This is a genomic window from Franconibacter sp. IITDAS19, assembly GCF_023079515.1.
Lineage (GTDB): Bacteria > Pseudomonadota > Gammaproteobacteria > Enterobacterales > Enterobacteriaceae > Franconibacter > Franconibacter pulveris.
Genome location: NZ_JALJCP010000001.1, coordinates 547,947 through 563,785, shown reverse-complemented (window position 1 = coordinate 563,785; position 15,839 = coordinate 547,947). Strand labels below are relative to the sequence as shown.

Below are 15,839 nucleotides of genomic sequence, written 5' to 3'. Positions count from 1 at the left end.
TCACCCTCCAGTCCGTTGACGGCTGCGGCGCGCCAGCCATTCGGAAACCAGCAGCGAACAGAGCGCCAGCACAATGGAGATAATGCACAGTCGGGCCGCCGCCCCTTCCCCGCCCGGGGTCTGAATAAGCGTATACATCGCCGAAGGCAGCGTGCGGGTTTCGCCGGGAATATTGGAAACAAACGTAATGGTGGCGCCGAATTCACCGAGCGACCGGGCAAAGGCCAGCACCGTGCCGACGATAATCCCCGGCAGCGTCAGCGGCAGCGTAATGGTAAAAAAGACGCGCCAGCGTCCGGCGCCCAGCGTGCGCGCCGCCTGTTCAAGCTTCAGATCAACCCCTTCCAGGGCGAGACGGATAGCGCGCACCATCAGCGGAAAGGACATCACCGCCGCCGCCAGCACCGCGCCGCGCCAGCTAAAGGCCAGGGTGAAGCCAAACCAGTCGTAGAGCCATTCGCCGAAAATACCCCGGCGGCCAAAGGCAATCAGCAGTAAATAACCCACCACCACCGGCGGCAGCACCAGCGGCAGGTGAATCAAACTGTCGACCAGCGACTTGCCGGGAAAAGAGCAGCGCACCAGCAGCCAGGCGAACAGAACCCCAAAGGGCAAACTAAAAAGCACCGCAAGGGAAGAGACTTTCAGGCTCAGCAGCACCGCCTGCCATTCGGGGTCCGTCAACATCATTGGCTGGTTGTAAATCCGTAACGTTTAAAGATGGCAGCGGCCTGCGGCCCCTGCAGGTAATCATAAAAGGCGCTCACTGCGGGGCTGTTGCGCCCCGCCACTATCGCCAGCGGGTATTCCACTTTCTGGTGCGAGCTTTCCGGGAAGACGCCCACCACTTTCACGCCTTTGCTGGCCACGGCGTCGGAGCCGTAAACCACGCCGAGCGGCGCTTCATTGCGCTCCACCAGCGCCAGCGCGTTGCGTACGTCTTGCGCCGGAGCGAGTTTCGGCGAGAGGGTCTCCCATGCGCCCAGTTTTTGCAACGCCTCTTTGGCGTAAATGCCTGCCGGTACGTGCGCCGGGTCGCCCACGGCCAGACGCTCGCCTTTCAGCAGGCTCTGCCAGGCGGTTTTCTCGTTAATGGTGATTTCACCCTGCTTGCTCGCTTTGGGCGCCACCACCACCAGGCTGTTGCCGAGCAGCGTTTTACGACTGGCAGTCTCGATAGCTTTTTTCTCCACCGCATAGTCCATCCACTTCTGGTCGGCAGAGATAAAGATATCCGCCGGCGCGCCCGCTTCCAGCTGACGGGCAAGCGTTGAGGAAGAGGCGAAGGAAGAAACCACATCCACCTTTTTCGCTTTATTGTATTGCGCGGCGATCTCCTGCATCGCGTTTGTTAACGAGGCGGCGGCGAAAATCGTAATTTTACCGTTATCCGCCAGCGCCTGCCCGGTGAGGGCGGCCGCCAACGTGACGCCGAGGGTGAGTGTTGCCCGGAAGTTTGCCATGTGCTTCTCCTGCGAGTGTCGTTATATACGCAGTAATATAACGACCACCCATCCTTTTTCATAGCAATTATCGGCGGCGCGGGAGGGAGCTTTATAGTAAAACGCCCGGCTTAGCCGGGCGTTTTGAAATCAGCGGTGCTGTCTTGAACGGTCTTTGTGACCAATAGAGGAGAAGACGTTAAACACTTCACCCAGGCCGTAAATCGCGCCCAGGATAATCGCCATCACGACGGGTACCATGATTATGGCGAAAACCAGACTTTTCAACAACTCGAGCATGGTTGTCTCCTGAATATGAACAAAGGGTTATTCTAGCGGTATTAACGCAAAACGCACTGCTCTTTTGTGCCATTTGCACCCGCTTACGCCTTTCCTTCACAATAGCCTTTTTGAGCAGGACTCCTCTCATGCACGCCGACATTCTTCTTACGCTGAAACTTCAGGACCGCCTGTTTGCCGATCCGCGCCGCATCGCTCTTCTTAAACAGATAGAACAGACCGGCTCCATCAGCCAGGGGGCGAAGCTCGCAGGCATCAGCTATAAGAGCGCCTGGGACGCCATTAACGAGATGAACCAGCTAAGCGAGCAACTGCTGGTTGAGCGCGCCACCGGCGGCAAAGGAGGCGGCGGCGCGGTCGTGACGCATTACGGGCGGCGGTTAATCCAGCTTTACGATCTGCTCGGGCAGATCCAGCAAAAAGCCTTCGACGTGCTGAGTGACGATCGACTGCCGCTCGACAGCCTGCTCGCGGCCATCTCCCGCTTCTCGCTGCAAACCAGCGCCCGCAACCAGTGGTTTGGCACCGTGGTGCAGCGCGAGCGCGAAGCGGTACAGGAGCAGGTCGCGGTTTTGCTGGCGGACGGCGTAACGCGCCTTAAGGCGGCGGTCACGGCGCAGAGCGCCGCCCGGCTGGCGCTGGATGAAGGACGCGAGGTGCTGATTCTGCTAAAGGCGCCCTGGGTGCAGCTCACCCGCGATGAAGAAGAAGCGAAGCTTGCGGATAACCAGCTGCGCGGCGAGATTGTTCAGCTTACCCATGACAGCGCGCACAGCGAAGCCGTGATACGTCTGCCGGATGGACAAACGCTGTGCGCTACCCTCCCCTTAACGCAGGCGCAGACGCTGGCTTTACAGGAAGGCGAAGTGATAACAGCCTTTTTTAACGCCGATAAAGTGATCGTCGCCACGCTCTGTTAAAACGCCGCCTGCGGTTGACAACGACGCCAACAGCACGTATCCCTGTAGTTTTCTGCTGCAATAAATGGGATAAAACATGTCAACGTTGCAAATTCTGCAAGGCACGTTTCGCCTGAGCGATACGCGCGTGCTCGATCTCGCCAGTCTGACCCTGCACAAGGGCGAAAGCTGGGCGTTTGTTGGCGCTAACGGCAGTGGTAAATCGTCGCTGGCCCGCGCGCTGGCGGGCGATCTGACGCTGCTAAAAGGCGAGCGGCGCTGTGATTTCTCGCGCATTAACCTGCTCTCCTTCGAGCGGCTGCAAAAGCTGGTGAGCGACGAATGGCAGCGCAACAATACCGACCTGCTTAGCCCGGGCGAGGAGGATACCGGGCGCACGGCGGCGCAGATTATTCAGGAGGACGTAAAAGACGATGCGCGCTGTCGCGAACTGGCCGCGCAGTTCGGCATCGAGCCGCTGCTGGCGCGCCGCTTTAAATACCTCTCTACCGGCGAAACGCGCAAAACGCTGCTTTGCCAGGCGCTGATGGCGCAGCCCGACCTGCTGATTTTCGATGAACCGTTCGACGGCCTGGACGTGGGTTCGCGCGAACAGCTGGGCCGCCTGCTCGGCACGCTTAACGATCAAGGCTACACGATCGTGCTGATCCTCAACCGCTTTGATGAGATCCCAGGCTTCGTGCAAAACGTCGGCGTGCTGGCGGAATGCACGCTCATCGATACCGGCCCGAAAGCGACGCTGCTGGAGCAGGCTCTTATCGCCCAACTTGCCCACAGCGAAAAACTTGCAGGCATCAGCCTGCCGGAAGCGGACGATCCGGCGGCGCGCCATACGCTTTCTGCCGACGAGCCGCGTATTGTGCTGCGAAACGGCACCGTCTCTTATGACGATAAGCCTATTCTCAACAACCTGAGCTGGACCGTAAGCCCCGGCGAGCACTGGCAGATCGTCGGCCCTAACGGCGCGGGAAAATCGACGCTGCTGAGCCTTATTACTGGCGATCATCCCCAGGGTTACAGCAATGATTTAACGCTGTTCGGCAGACGACGCGGCAGCGGCGAAACCATCTGGGATATTAAAAAGCATATCGGCTACGTCAGCAGCAGCCTGCATCTGGATTATCGCGTCAGCACCACCGTACGCAATGTGATTCTTTCTGGCTACTTTGACTCTATCGGCATCTATCAGGCGGTTTCTGACCGCCAGCAGAAGCTGACCCGCCAGTGGCTCGATATTCTCGGCATCGATAACGCCACTGCCGACGCCCCCTTTCATAGCCTCTCCTGGGGCCAGCAGCGGCTGGCGCTGATTGCTCGCGCGCTGGTCAAACACCCGACGTTGTTGATTCTCGATGAGCCGTTGCAGGGGCTCGACCCACTCAATCGCCAGCTGGTGCGCCGCTTTGTCGACATTCTGATTGGCGAGGGCGAGACGCAGCTTTTGTTTGTTTCTCATCACGCCGAAGATGCGCCGCAGTGCATTACTCACCGGCTGACTTTTGTGCCTGAGGGGGACAGCTATCGCTACCAGAGCGAGGAATTAGACGCGTAACGCACGGGAGCCAAAGGCTCCCGTTTTCTTTTGTCGGCTATTTTCAGACAACCCGCAGCCTCTCATCTGCAACGTCCTGTTTTATAATGCTCAACGCGCCCTTTTTACAGGCGCGCAACTGCGGTGTAAACGATTTCACTAATTTATCGCATATCACACTTTTCGCCTCTCTGTTATGCTATGGTTAATAGATAACATAAGCCTAATGGAGCGAAAAATGCGTGTTCTGGTAACAGGTGGTAGCGGTTACATTGGCAGCCATACCTGCGTGCAATTACTGCAGAGCGGCCACGACGTGATTATTCTTGATAACCTTTGCAACAGTAAGCGCAGCGTGCTGCCGGTTATCGAACGTCTGGGCGGCAAACATCCGCTGTTTATTGACGGCGACATTCGCAACGAAGCGCTGCTTACCGAAATTTTTCACGACCATCAAATCGACGCGGTGATCCATTTCGCGGGCCTGAAGGCGGTCGGCGAATCGGTCAGCAAGCCGCTTGAGTATTACGATAACAACGTCAACGGCACCCTGCGCCTGGTCTCCGCCATGCGCGCCGCTAACGTTACTAATTTTATCTTTAGCTCCTCCGCCACTGTTTATGGCGACCAGCCGAAAATCCCTTACGTGGAGAGTTTCCCCACCGGCACGCCGCAAAGCCCGTACGGCAAAAGCAAGCTGATGGTCGAGCAAATTCTCGCCGATATTCAGAAAGCGAACCCGGAATGGAGCGTTGCGTTGTTGCGCTATTTCAACCCGGTTGGCGCGCATCCGTCGGGCGACATGGGCGAAGACCCGCAGGGCATCCCTAATAACCTGATGCCTTATATCGCGCAGGTGGCGGTAGGCCGCCGCGAGTCGCTGGCTGTTTTCGGCAATGACTACCCGACGAAAGATGGCACTGGCGTGCGCGATTACATTCACGTTATGGACCTGGCGGATGGTCACGTCGCCGCCATGCAGAAGCTTGCCGGTAAACCGGGCGTACACATTTATAACCTCGGCGCGGGCGTCGGCCACAGCGTGCTGGATGTGGTAAACGCGTTCAGCCAGGCGTGCGGCAAGCCAGTCGCTTACCACTTTGCGCCGCGTCGCGACGGCGACCTGCCAGCCTACTGGGCGGACGCCAGCAAAGCGGATACTGAGCTGGACTGGCGCGTGACCCGTTCGCTTCAGGAAATGGCGGATGACACCTGGCGCTGGCAGTCTCGTCACCCGCAGGGCTACGAGGAGTAAAAGAAAAAATGGAACAGTTTAACCCTGTCGATCACCCGCATCGTCGTTATAACCCGCTGACTGGCCAGTGGATCCTGGTCTCTCCGCATCGCGCCAAACGTCCGTGGCAGGGCGCGCAGGAGACCCCGGCGAAACAGACGCTGCCAAAGCATGACCCGGACTGCTATCTCTGCCCGGGCAATACCCGTGTGACTGGCGATAAAAACCCGGACTACACCAGCACCTATGTGTTTACCAACGACTTCGCCGCGCTGATGACCGACACGCCGGACGCGCCGCAGAGCGCCGATCCGCTGCTGCGCGTCGAGAGCGCTCGCGGCACCAGCCGTGTTATCTGTTTCTCGCCCGATCACAGCAAAACGCTGCCTGAGCTTTCGCTATCTGCGCTGGAAGAAGTGGTGAAAACCTGGCAGCAACAAACTGCCGAACTGGGTGAAACCTACCCGTGGGTGCAGGTTTTCGAAAACAAAGGCGCAGCCATGGGCTGCTCGAACCCGCATCCGCACGGCCAGGTATGGGCGAACAGCTTCCTGCCTAACGAAGTGGCGCGGGAAGACGCCTTACAGCGCGACTACTTCGCGCAGCAAGGCTCGCCGATGCTGGTGGATTATGTACAGCGCGAACTCGCCGACGGCAGCCGCACGGTGGTGGAAACCGAGCACTGGCTCGCCGTGGTGCCTTACTGGGCGGCCTGGCCCTTTGAGACCCTGCTGCTGCCCAAAACCCATGTGCTGCGCATTACCGATCTCAGCGAAGCCCAGCGCAGCGATTTAGCGCTGGCGCTGAAAAAGCTGACCAGCCGCTACGACAATCTGTTCCAGACCTCTTTCCCCTATTCCATGGGCTGGCACGGCGCGCCGTTTAACGGCGAAGAGAATTCCCACTGGCAGTTGCACGCCCATTTCTATCCGCCGCTGCTGCGCTCCGCTACGGTGCGTAAATTTATGGTCGGCTATGAAATGCTGGCGGAAACCCAGCGCGACCTGACAGCCGAGCAGGCTGCCGAGCGCCTGCGCGCGGTCAGTGATGTCCATTTTCGCGAATCCGGAGAATAACAATGAGTCTGAAAGAGAAAACCGCATCCCTGTTTGCTGAAAAATTCGGCTACCCTGCCACCCATCTCGTTCAGGCGCCAGGACGCGTTAACCTGATTGGCGAACACACCGACTATAATGACGGCTTCGTGTTGCCCTGCGCCATTGACTACCAGACGGTTATCAGTTGCGCGAAGCGCGACGATCGCACCGTGCGCGTTATCGCTGCGGATTACGAAAACCAGACGGATGAGTTCTCCCTCGACGCGCCGATTCTGAGCCATGAGAGCCAGCAGTGGTCTAACTACGTTCGCGGCGTGGTGAAGCATTTACAAAAGCGCGACAGTAACTTTGGCGGCGTGGATATGGTCATCAGCGGCAACGTGCCGCAGGGCGCGGGCTTAAGCTCTTCCGCTTCGCTGGAAGTGGCGGTCGGCACCGTTTTCCAGCAGCTTTACCATCTTAAGCTGGACGGCGCGCAGATAGCCCTTAACGGCCAGGAAGCGGAAAACCAGTTTGTGGGCTGCAACTGCGGCATTATGGATCAGCTTATTTCCGCGCTCGGTAAAAAAGATCACGCGTTGCTTATCGACTGCCGCTCGCTCGGCACCAAAGCGGTGCCTATGCCAAAAGGCGTGGCTGTGGTTATTATTAACAGTAACTTCAAGCGCACGCTGGTGGGCAGCGAGTACAACACCCGCCGCGAGCAGTGCGAAACCGGCGCCCGCTTCTTTACGCAAAAGGCGCTGCGAGACGTAAGCCTCGAGCAGTTTAACGCCGTGGCGAATGAACTGGATCCGGTGGTGGCTAAGCGTGTTCGTCATGTGCTGACGGAGAATGCCCGTACCCAGGAGGCTGCGCAGGCGCTGGAAAAAGGCGACCTCATGCGCATGGGCCAACTGATGGCGGAATCGCACGCCTCCATGCGCGACGACTTTGAGATAACCGTGCCGCAAATCGATACGCTGGTGGACATTGTGAAATCCGCCATTGGCGACGAAGGCGGCGTGCGGATGACCGGCGGCGGCTTCGGCGGCTGCGTGGTCGCGCTGGTGCCTGAGTCGCTGGTGCCTGCGGTGAAAGAGGCCGTAGAAAACCAGTACGAAGCGAAAACCGGAATTAAAGAAACCTTTTATGTGTGCAAACCTTCAGAAGGAGCAGGTCTGTGCTAAAAGAGACGCCGCAACTCGCCCCTGACGGGCAGCCTTACCGCCTCTCCACCCTGCGCAACAGCGCAGGGATGGTGGTCACGCTCATGGACTGGGGCGCCACGCTGCTTTCCGCCCGCGTCCCGATGACCGACGGCACCGTGCGCGAAACGCTGCTGGGCTGCGCAAGCCCGGAAAATTATCCGCAACAGGATGCTTTTTTAGGCGCATCGGTAGGCCGCTACGCCAACCGTATTGCGAAAGCGACCTATCAACTGGACGGGCAGACCGTTACCCTGCTGCCAAGCCAGGGTGAAAACCAGCTGCACGGCGGGCCGGAAGGGTTCGACAAGCGACGCTGGCGTATTGTTCGCCAGAACGAGCATGAAGTGCTCTACAGCCTCGATTCGCCGGACGGCGACCAGGGCTTTCCTGGCGAACTGCGCGCTACCGCTCATTTCAGGCTGACGGATGAGAACGCGCTTTGCATTGAATACCGCGCTAAGGTTGATAAACCCTGCCCGGTTAACCTTACCAACCACGCCTATTTCAACCTGGACGGCGCGCAGGATGACGTGCGTGAGCACCGCCTGCAGCTTTTTGCCGACCACTATCTGCCGGTGGATGCCCAGGGTATTCCTCATAGCGGGCTGAAAGCGGTGGCAGGCACCAGCTTTGATTTCCGCCAGCCGAAGAAGATAGCCGCCGATTTCCTGGCGGATGAAGATCAGAAGCTGGTAAAAGGCTACGATCACGCCTTTTTGCTCCAGGCTCAGGGCGACGCCAGCGAGCCTGCCGCGCAGGTCTGGTCCAGCGACAACAAATTGCAGATGACGGTGTATACCACCGCCCCTGCCCTGCAGGTCTATACCGGCAATTTCCTGACCGGCGTGCCGGCTCGCGAGCAGGGTGAATATCAACCCTATCAGGGGCTGGCGCTGGAAAGCGAATTCTTGCCCGACAGCCCGAACCATCCGGAATGGCCGCAGCCGAGCCCTGTTCTGAAGCCCGGCGAAGATTATCTGAGCGTCACGGAATACCACTTCCTGCCGCTATAAGACGCAAGCCCTCGACAGAGGGCTTTTTTTCACCAGATTGCTGATAAACGCGCCATTTCGCTGTAAAAATCTAACCCCCGCTTCACAACCGCCTTACACTGCGCTGCTATTTTCGCTATGTTAAAGGTTTAGCGTTGCCGCTGGCTTCACCACGGCAATATAATGATAACTGTTATCATTCAATCAGGCTTATGAAGGAGTAATACTATGGCTGTTACTAAGCTGGTTCTGGTTCGTCACGGTGAAAGCCAGTGGAACAACGAAAACCGCTTTACCGGTTGGTACGATGTCGACCTGTCTGAAAAAGGCGTGAGCGAAGCGAAAGCTGCGGGCAAGCTGCTGAAAGACGAAGGCTACAGCTTTGACTTTGCTTATACCTCCGTGCTGAAACGTGCCATCCATACGCTGTGGAACATCCTGGACGGGCTGGATCAGGCTTGGCTGCCGGTTGAAAAATCCTGGAAACTGAACGAGCGCCACTATGGCGCGCTGCAGGGCCTGAACAAAGCGGAAACCGCTGAGAAATATGGTGACGAGCAGGTTAAACAGTGGCGTCGCGGCTTCGCGGTCACCCCGCCGGCGCTGACTAAAGACGATGAGCGTTTCCCGGGCCATGACCCGCGCTATGCGAAACTGAGCGAGCAGGAGCTGCCGCTGACTGAAAGCCTGGCGCTGACCATCGATCGCGTCATTCCTTACTGGAACGAATCCATTCTGCCGCGCCTGAAAAGCGGCGAGCGCGTGATTATCGCCGCTCACGGCAACTCTCTGCGCGCGCTGGTAAAATACCTGGATAACATGAGCGAAGAAGAGATCCTCGAACTGAACATCCCGACCGGCGTGCCGCTGGTTTATGAGTTCGACGAGAACTTTAAGCCGATTAAACACTACTACCTGGGCAACGCGGATGAAATCGCAGCGAAAGCCGCGGCCGTAGCGAACCAGGGTAAAGCGAAGTAATCGCTCTGCGAAATGAGAAAAGGCGTGGTGAAAACCACGCCTTTTTTATTGGCCGCTGACGGAACGGGGTACGGCCGCCCCGCCAAACAGCATTAACCGCGACGCGCTTTAACGGCTGCGGCGAGCTGGCGCAGAATGGCATCGGTGTCTTCCCAGCCGATGCAGGCGTCGGTCACGCTTTTGCCGTAAACCAGCGGTTCACCGCTCTCAAGACTCTGGTTGCCTTCCACCAGATGGCTTTCAATCATCACGCCGATAATCGCTTTCTCGCCTTTCGCTATCTGCTGGCAGACGTCCGCGCCCACATCCATTTGCTTTTTGAACTGCTTGCTGGAGTTAGCGTGGCTAAAATCAATCATCACCTGCGGCGCGAGACCTGCCTTAGTCAGCCCCTCTTTCACTTGCGCGACGTGAGCTGCGCTGTAATTCGGCTCTTTGCCGCCGCGCAGAATAATATGGCAGTCGCTGTTGCCGCTGGTGTTGACGATAGCGGAATGGCCCCACTTGGTCACAGAAAGGAAACAGTGCGGCGCGCCCGCTGCGTTAATGGCGTCAATCGCGACTTTGATAGTGCCATCGGTGCCGTTCTTGAAGCCCACCGGACAAGAGAGGCCGGACGCCAGCTCGCGGTGCACCTGAGATTCCGTCGTACGCGCGCCAATTGCGCCCCAGCTCATCAGGTCCGCCATATATTGCGGCGTGATCATATCGAGGAACTCACCTGCCGCAGGCAGACCAGTATCGTTGATATCCAAAAGCAGCTTACGGGCGATGCGCAGGCCGTCGTTGATCTGGAAGCTGTTATCCATGTGCGGGTCGTTAATAAGGCCTTTCCAGCCTACCGTGGTGCGCGGCTTTTCAAAGTAAACGCGCATCACCACTTCCAGTTCGCCTTGCAACTCTTGACGCAGCTTCAGCAGACGAGAAGCATACTCTTTCGCCGCGATCGGATCGTGAATAGAGCAGGGTCCAATTACCACCAGCAGGCGGTCGTCATTGCCGCGCAAAATCTTGTGGATGGCCTGACGGGCATGAGAAACCGTCTGCGCCGCTTTTGCTGTCGCCGGAAATTTTTCTAACAGGGCGACCGGTGGGAGTAATTCGTTGATGGCTTTAATGCGTAAGTCGTCGTTCTGATAATTCATGTTCGTTCCAGTGGGGCTCTACATTTTTATAAAGTTTCAATCCCCTCAATCTATCTCGTCACGTCCGAAGTGTAAACGCGCTTTTACACTTCGACAGGAAAATTCCTGGAAATGAGTGATTACTCGCCAAAGAGTAGCGAAAAACGAGATCGCGTCTACACTTTTTAACTGTTAACACTCTGTTTTTGCTTTATTTCCCGATCACGTTCTGCTTTACGAGGCGGAAGTGGTTTTTTCAACCACCTTATGGGTGCTGAGCAAACAAACCTGTCTCAGTGCACTGTTGGAAGCAATGTCCAACAACAACGATCAGAACAGGAGTATGACATGAATAAATTAGCCTCATTAATCCTGACTACGACACTTACTCTGGCTAGCGGCGCGGCACTGGCAGCATCAGGCGGCGCTGGCGGTTCCTCTGCGGGCGGCAGCAATGGTCAGTCTAACCAGGCTGCTGATGCAGGCCAGGTCGCGCCGGGCGCGAAAGAAAACCTTGCTCCGAATGGTGTGAATAACAACAACATCAATTCTGGCAGCGGTACTACCGGTACGACCGGTTCTGGCACAGGAACGAGTTCCGGCGCGATGGGCTCGGGCACAGGAACCAGCTCCAGCAGCAACACGAATTCAGGCTCCACCGGTACGCTTTCCGGCGATGGCATGACTACCGATGAAGTCCACAAAAACACCATGTGTAAAGACGGTCGCTGCCCGGACGTGAACAAAAAAGTTGAAACCGGCAGCGGTAATAACAACGACGTCAACACCAAAACCGACGGTACGACGCACTAAACTGTCGGGCTATAACAAATCAATAGTCAATAAAGGAGAGCTTATGCTCTCCTTTGTTTTTTCGGATTTTTAAACTGCTCTGCCGCGTTATAGACTGGCTATCCATTTTATGAAGTGAAAATTATAACAATTCCTTTGAGGCTTATTTGCTATGGCGCATTCACACTCCCATGCTCCCCAGTCACAGGATGCTAACGCCCGACGGCTTTTCATCGCCTTTGCCATTACCGCCGCTTTTATGGTGCTCGAGGTTGTCGGCGGTTTGCTTTCTGGCTCGCTGGCGCTGCTGGCAGACGCCGGCCATATGTTGACGGACGCCGCAGCCCTGCTGGTGGCGCTGCTGGCGGTCCAGTTTTCGCGCCGTCCGCCGAACCCGCGGCATACTTTCGGCTGGCTGCGCCTGACCACCCTAGCCGCGTTTGTGAACGCGCTGGCGCTGCTGGTGATAACAGCGCTTATCGTCTGGGAAGCTATCCAGCGGTTTTACCATCCACGCCCTGTGGCAGGCGGCGCAATGCTTCTCATCGCTTTTGCCGGACTTATCGCCAACCTGGCCTCGTTCTGGATTTTGCATCGCGGCAGCGAAGAGAAAAATATGAACGTGCGTGCCGCCGCGTTGCACGTGCTGGGGGATTTGCTGGGCTCGGTTGGCGCGATAGCGGCCGCACTGATTATTCTCAGCACGGGCTGGACGCCCATCGACCCGATCCTGTCGATTCTGGTTTCGTGTCTGGTGCTGCGCAGTGCCTGGAATCTGTTAAAAGAGAGCCTCAATGAATTACTGGAGGGGGCGCCGAAAACCTTTGACGTGCGCGGCCTCAAGCGCGAACTTTCCCGGGCTATCCCGGAAGTGCGCGACGTACATCATGTTCACGTCTGGCTGGTCGGCGAGCGGCCTTTAATGACGCTGCACGTGCAGGTTATTCCCCCGCACGATCATGACGCCCTGCTTAGCCGCATTCACCATTTTCTTTCCCACAAGTACCAGGTAGAACACGCTACGGTACAAATGGAATACCAGCCATGTAGCGGCGCAGATTGCCATCTCAATGAACCGCAGGCGGCGCATTCGCACCACCACGGTCATCAGCATTAATGCGCCAGCGCCCGGGAGCCCTGCTCACGGGCGCTTTTGATCCACATACGGCTACCGTTAAGGGCAATGAAAGTCAGCAACAGGTATTCGAGCGACATGGCATAGACGCCCTGGCGTGCGAAAATCACCACGCTGATAACATTAATGATGACCCACAGCAGCCAGTTCTCGACATATTTGCGGGTCATCAGGATCATCGCCACGATGGAGAGCACCATCATGCAGGAATCCCAAAACGGGAAAGCATCCGGCGCAAGCGCAGGCATGGTCACGTTTAGCCCCATCCCCTGCATTATTGTCACCGCCACGCGCGTGAGAAAAGCAAATACCGGGTCAATCCAGACTGTCATCAGGCCAATGGCGAGAACGCATCCTGCAAGCCAGCCCATCGCTTTTGGCATGGGTAACCACCGTATGCGTAGCGCCGCTTCGTGGTCATTCGTCTGGCGCGACCAGGCGTACCAGCCGTAAATATTGGCGGCGAAGAAGAAGAGTTGCAGCAGCAAACTGGCGTAAAGCTGGATCTGGAAAAAGATGATTGCAAAGAGCGTTACGTTAACTAAACCAAACGCATAGTTGCTGATTTTCTCAAGGCTTGCCAGCCAGATGCACAGGAGCCCGGCGAGCGTGCCGACCGCTTCTATCCAGGACAGATTGTAACCGCCGGTGCCGAGCGGGATGTGAACGAGAATGTTATTAACGCTAAAAAAATCCATATTTTCCCCTGAGCGTAAACCGCTTTTGCGTTGTCCGGCCTGCCGGGCATAGGCGACAGGCCCTTGATTTAAAAACCAACCTAACCCCGAAGTGTAGCGGCAAAATCCAGCATGCGGTTAAGCGGCAGCAACGCGCCCTCACGCAGTTTCGCATCAACATGAATTTCATGCATCGCCCCGCCCTGCTCCAGGCCTTCGGCAATGGCTTTTAGCCCGTTCATCGCCATCCATGGACAATGAGCGCAGCTGCGACAGGTAGCCCCTTCGCCCGCAGTCGGCGCTTCCAGCAGCTCTTTTTCCGGCACGGCCTGCTGCATTTTGTAAAAAATACCGCGATCGGTCGCTACGATAAGCTGCTTATGCGGCAAGGCTCTGGCAGCATTGATAAGCTGGCTGGTCGAACCGACAGCATCTGCCATTTCCACTACCGCCTGCGGCGATTCGGGGTGCACCAGCACGGCGGCATCGGGGTAGAGCGCTTTCATTCGCGCCAGCGCCTGGGTTTTAAATTCGTCATGCACAATACAGGCGCCCTGCCAGCACAAGACGTCGGCGCCGGTTTGCTTTTGCACGTAGCTGCCAAGGTGCCTGTCTGGCGCCCAGATAATTTTTTCACCAAGGCTGTCGAGATGCTCAATCAACTCAACGGCAATGCTTGATGTTACAACCCAGTCCGCGCGTGCTTTAACCGCAGCGGAAGTGTTAGCGTAAACCACCACGGTGCGATCCGGATGCGCGTCGCAGAAGGCGCTAAATTCGTCAATCGGGCAGCCTAAATCGAGGGAACATTCCGCCTGCAACGTCGGCATCAGGATGGTTTTTTCGGGGCTGAGGATTTTGGCGGTTTCCCCCATAAAGCGAACCCCGGCGACCAGCAGCGTGCTGGCCGGATGTTTTGCGCCAAAACGGGCCATTTCCAGCGAGTCGGAAATACAGCCGCCCGTTTCTTCAGCCAGCGCCTGAATCTCGGGATCGGTGTAATAATGTGCCACCATCACCGCGTCGCGCGCTTTAAGTAAACGCTTTATTTTTTCGCGATAAAAGGCTTTCTCGTCATGGCTCAGGGGCGCGGGCTTCGGCGGGAAGGGGTAAATAGCGGATTGCGGATCAAACATCACACTCATCATACTGTCTCGTTTTGCTGACTTAACAAGATTGCCCTCATATAGCTCGCGCAGGCAAAGATAAGTCGATCGTGTTTTATATACTAAACAAGATAGCGGATTGACGACCAAAAGTCACAATAAATAAGCGGCTGTGGTTTGGCAGGCAGCGTTTCACTTAGGCCCCATATAATGCAGGACTGACAGGCAAACCAGCCGGACAAACGCTGCGCTAATAGTTGAGTCAAAGGGAGAGCAAGATAGCGTAGAGAGCGCTTTTTACACTGGTGGGTCGTGCAGGATGACTACGCCCTCCGGGCCATTGCCGCAAGCGGCAATGTTGCCTCGCTAAAGCCCGGCTCGAACCTGCGGCAGGTTCGAATCATTACCGCTGGGCATAGCAAAAAGGCGCCTTTAGGGCGCCTTTTTACACTGGTGGGTCGTGCAGGATGACTTCGCCCTCCGGGCCATTGCCGCAAGCGGCAATGTTGCCTCGCTGAAGCTCGGCTCGAACCTGCGGCAGGTTCGAATCAGTACCGCTGCGCATAGCAAAAAGGCGCCTTTAGGGCGCCTTTTTACACTGGTGGGTCGTGCAGGATGACTTCGCCCTCCGGGCCATTGCCGCAAGCGGCAATGTTGCCTCACTAAAGCTCGGCTCGAACCTGCGGCAGGTTCGAATCATTGACAACTGCGCATAGCAAAAAGGCGCCTTTAGGGCGCCTTTTTACACTGGTGGGTCGTGCAGGATTCGAACCTGCGACCAATTGATTAAAAGTCAACTGCTCTACCAACTGAGCTAACGACCCCTTTTGGGTTTACTGCTCGGGTTTCTTTCAGATGGTGGGTCGTGCAGGATTCGAACCTGCGACCAATTGATTAAAAGTCAACTGCTCTACCAACTGAGCTAACGACCCATGCGGGTGTTATCTGAAAGAATTGCTGCTGTACCACTCGGTGGTGGAGTGGTGGGTCGTGCAGGATTCGAACCTGCGACCAATTGATTAAAAGTCAACTGCTCTACCAACTGAGCTAACGACCCGCGTGGTGGGTGATGACGGGATCGAACCGCCGACCCCCTCCTTGTAAGGGAGGTGCTCTCCCAGCTGAGCTAATCACCCGATATTACGCTGGAAAGGTGTTTCCACCTTTAATGTGGTGGGTCGTGCAGGATGACTCGGCTTCGCCTCGTCCTTTGTGCCGTTGCTGTGCAACGTTATCCTTCACGCTCTCGCTATTCATACCACCTTAGCGAGTGGTGGGTCGTGCAGGATTCGAACCTGCGACCAATTGATTAAAAGTCAACTGCTCTACCAACTGAGCTAACGACCCACATTTTTGC

The 15,839-nt window shown here is 56.7% G+C and carries 15 protein-coding genes, 5 tRNA genes and 2 other RNA genes; 9 read left to right on the top strand and 13 right to left on the bottom strand.

All coding sequences use genetic code 11. The features are described from left to right. The 3 genes from modB to MT962_RS02840 form a co-directional block, all read right to left on the bottom strand. Window positions 1-690, bottom strand: a complete 690-nt coding sequence (gene modB, locus MT962_RS02850; protein ID WP_024555942.1) for a molybdate ABC transporter permease subunit — start codon at window positions 688-690, stop codon at window positions 1-3. Next, a complete protein-coding gene (gene modA / locus MT962_RS02845; RefSeq protein WP_247364499.1) occupies window positions 687-1,463 on the bottom strand; it encodes a molybdate ABC transporter substrate-binding protein in 777 nt (258 codons plus the stop codon). Before modA ends, modB begins: the two co-directional genes overlap by 4 nt. Before the next feature lie 129 nt (window positions 1,464-1,592). Further along, window positions 1,593-1,742 carry an AcrZ family multidrug efflux pump-associated protein gene (locus MT962_RS02840; protein ID WP_024555940.1) on the bottom strand — a complete coding sequence of 50 codons (150 nt, stop codon included), beginning with the start codon at window positions 1,740-1,742 and terminating at the stop codon, window positions 1,593-1,595. Between the two features lie 128 nt (window positions 1,743-1,870). On the opposite strand from MT962_RS02840, the gene modE reads away from it, so the two are divergent. The 7 genes from modE to gpmA all read left to right on the top strand — a co-directional run bounded on the left by modE (window position 1,871) and on the right by gpmA (window position 9,648). Then, on the top strand, window positions 1,871-2,662 hold the full coding sequence (gene modE, locus MT962_RS02835) for a molybdenum-dependent transcriptional regulator (protein WP_024555939.1): 792 nt from the start codon (window positions 1,871-1,873) through the stop codon (window positions 2,660-2,662). Window positions 2,663-2,738: 76 nt separating this feature from the next. Further along, window positions 2,739-4,214, top strand: a complete 1,476-nt coding sequence (gene modF / locus MT962_RS02830) for a molybdate ABC transporter ATP-binding protein ModF (protein ID WP_247364498.1) — start codon at window positions 2,739-2,741, stop codon at window positions 4,212-4,214. 217 nt (window positions 4,215-4,431) lie between these two features. Then, window positions 4,432-5,448 carry a UDP-glucose 4-epimerase GalE gene (gene galE / locus MT962_RS02825; RefSeq protein ID WP_247364497.1) on the top strand — a complete coding sequence of 339 codons (1,017 nt, stop codon included), beginning with the start codon at window positions 4,432-4,434 and terminating at the stop codon, window positions 5,446-5,448. A gap of 8 nt (window positions 5,449-5,456) precedes the next feature. Continuing rightward, a complete protein-coding gene (gene galT, locus MT962_RS02820) occupies window positions 5,457-6,503 on the top strand; it encodes a galactose-1-phosphate uridylyltransferase (protein ID WP_247364491.1) in 1,047 nt (348 codons plus the stop codon). Window positions 6,504-6,505: 2 nt separating this feature from the next. Then, the gene (galK, locus tag MT962_RS02815) at window positions 6,506-7,654 is read left to right on the top strand and encodes a galactokinase (protein ID WP_247364488.1); all 1,149 of its coding nucleotides are present in this window, start codon (window positions 6,506-6,508) and stop codon (window positions 7,652-7,654) included. Further along, window positions 7,648-8,688: a galactose-1-epimerase gene (gene galM, locus MT962_RS02810; RefSeq protein WP_024555934.1), complete on the top strand. Its 1,041-nt coding sequence runs from the start codon at window positions 7,648-7,650 to the stop codon at window positions 8,686-8,688. The genes galK and galM overlap by 7 nt, the downstream gene beginning before the upstream one ends. A gap of 207 nt (window positions 8,689-8,895) precedes the next feature. Further along, entirely contained in the window at window positions 8,896-9,648 is a 753-nt protein-coding gene (gpmA, locus tag MT962_RS02805) for a 2,3-diphosphoglycerate-dependent phosphoglycerate mutase (protein WP_024555933.1), read from the top strand. A 92-nt stretch (window positions 9,649-9,740) separates the two neighbouring features. On the opposite strand, the gene aroG is transcribed toward gpmA, so the two are convergent. Beyond that, window positions 9,741-10,793 carry a 3-deoxy-7-phosphoheptulonate synthase AroG gene (gene aroG, locus MT962_RS02800; RefSeq protein WP_024560341.1) on the bottom strand — a complete coding sequence of 351 codons (1,053 nt, stop codon included), beginning with the start codon at window positions 10,791-10,793 and terminating at the stop codon, window positions 9,741-9,743. A 327-nt stretch (window positions 10,794-11,120) separates the two neighbouring features. On the opposite strand from aroG, the gene MT962_RS02795 reads away from it, so the two are divergent. Both MT962_RS02795 and zitB read left to right on the top strand, forming a co-directional pair. Then, entirely contained in the window at window positions 11,121-11,585 is a 465-nt protein-coding gene (locus MT962_RS02795; RefSeq protein WP_247364485.1) for a YbgS-like family protein, read from the top strand. Window positions 11,586-11,736: 151 nt separating this feature from the next. Then, entirely contained in the window at window positions 11,737-12,681 is a 945-nt protein-coding gene (gene zitB, locus MT962_RS02790) for a CDF family zinc transporter ZitB (protein ID WP_024555930.1), read from the top strand. Here the strand turns inward: zitB and pnuC are convergent. The 9 genes from pnuC to MT962_RS02745 all read right to left on the bottom strand — a co-directional run bounded on the left by pnuC (window position 12,678) and on the right by MT962_RS02745 (window position 15,829). Continuing rightward, a complete protein-coding gene (gene pnuC / locus MT962_RS02785) occupies window positions 12,678-13,397 on the bottom strand; it encodes a nicotinamide riboside transporter PnuC (protein WP_024555929.1) in 720 nt (239 codons plus the stop codon). The genes zitB and pnuC overlap by 4 nt on opposite strands. Before the next feature lie 80 nt (window positions 13,398-13,477). Continuing rightward, window positions 13,478-14,521, bottom strand: a complete 1,044-nt coding sequence (gene nadA, locus MT962_RS02780) for a quinolinate synthase NadA (RefSeq protein WP_247365094.1) — start codon at window positions 14,519-14,521, stop codon at window positions 13,478-13,480. 412 nt (window positions 14,522-14,933) lie between these two features. After that, window positions 14,934-15,051, bottom strand: a non-coding RNA gene (locus MT962_RS02775) — RtT sRNA. Window positions 15,052-15,081: 30 nt separating this feature from the next. Further along, window positions 15,082-15,208: non-coding RNA, RtT sRNA (locus MT962_RS02770), on the bottom strand. Between the two features lie 22 nt (window positions 15,209-15,230). Further along, window positions 15,231-15,306: transfer RNA gene (locus MT962_RS02765), tRNA-Lys, on the bottom strand. Between the two features lie 32 nt (window positions 15,307-15,338). Further along, window positions 15,339-15,414 (bottom strand) — tRNA-Lys (locus tag MT962_RS02760). A gap of 49 nt (window positions 15,415-15,463) precedes the next feature. After that, window positions 15,464-15,539, bottom strand: a tRNA-Lys gene (locus tag MT962_RS02755). A gap of 3 nt (window positions 15,540-15,542) precedes the next feature. Continuing rightward, a tRNA-Val gene (locus MT962_RS02750) sits at window positions 15,543-15,618 on the bottom strand. Window positions 15,619-15,753: 135 nt separating this feature from the next. Further along, window positions 15,754-15,829, bottom strand: a tRNA-Lys gene (locus tag MT962_RS02745). Between the last annotated feature and the right edge of the window lie 10 nt (window positions 15,830-15,839).

What these genes read in the sequence shown, in the direction of transcription:
- modB (WP_024555942.1), bottom strand. Translation starts at nt 690, where the DNA reads ATGATGTTGACGGACCCCGAATGGCAGGCGGTGCTGCTGAGCCTGAAA.
- modA (WP_247364499.1), bottom strand. Translation starts at nt 1,463, where the DNA reads ATGGCAAACTTCCGGGCAACACTCACCCTCGGCGTCACGTTGGCGGCC.
- MT962_RS02840 (WP_024555940.1), bottom strand. Translation starts at nt 1,742, where the DNA reads ATGCTCGAGTTGTTGAAAAGTCTGGTTTTCGCCATAATCATGGTACCC.
- modE (WP_024555939.1), top strand. Translation starts at nt 1,871, where the DNA reads ATGCACGCCGACATTCTTCTTACGCTGAAACTTCAGGACCGCCTGTTT.
- modF (WP_247364498.1), top strand. Translation starts at nt 2,739, where the DNA reads ATGTCAACGTTGCAAATTCTGCAAGGCACGTTTCGCCTGAGCGATACG.
- galE (WP_247364497.1), top strand. Translation starts at nt 4,432, where the DNA reads ATGCGTGTTCTGGTAACAGGTGGTAGCGGTTACATTGGCAGCCATACC.
- galT (WP_247364491.1), top strand. Translation starts at nt 5,457, where the DNA reads ATGGAACAGTTTAACCCTGTCGATCACCCGCATCGTCGTTATAACCCG.
- galK (WP_247364488.1), top strand. Translation starts at nt 6,506, where the DNA reads ATGAGTCTGAAAGAGAAAACCGCATCCCTGTTTGCTGAAAAATTCGGC.
- gpmA (WP_024555933.1), top strand. Translation starts at nt 8,896, where the DNA reads ATGGCTGTTACTAAGCTGGTTCTGGTTCGTCACGGTGAAAGCCAGTGG.
- aroG (WP_024560341.1), bottom strand. Translation starts at nt 10,793, where the DNA reads ATGAATTATCAGAACGACGACTTACGCATTAAAGCCATCAACGAATTA.
- MT962_RS02795 (WP_247364485.1), top strand. Translation starts at nt 11,121, where the DNA reads ATGAATAAATTAGCCTCATTAATCCTGACTACGACACTTACTCTGGCT.
- zitB (WP_024555930.1), top strand. Translation starts at nt 11,737, where the DNA reads ATGGCGCATTCACACTCCCATGCTCCCCAGTCACAGGATGCTAACGCC.
- pnuC (WP_024555929.1), bottom strand. Translation starts at nt 13,397, where the DNA reads ATGGATTTTTTTAGCGTTAATAACATTCTCGTTCACATCCCGCTCGGC.
- nadA (WP_247365094.1), bottom strand. Translation starts at nt 14,521, where the DNA reads ATGAGTGTGATGTTTGATCCGCAATCCGCTATTTACCCCTTCCCGCCG.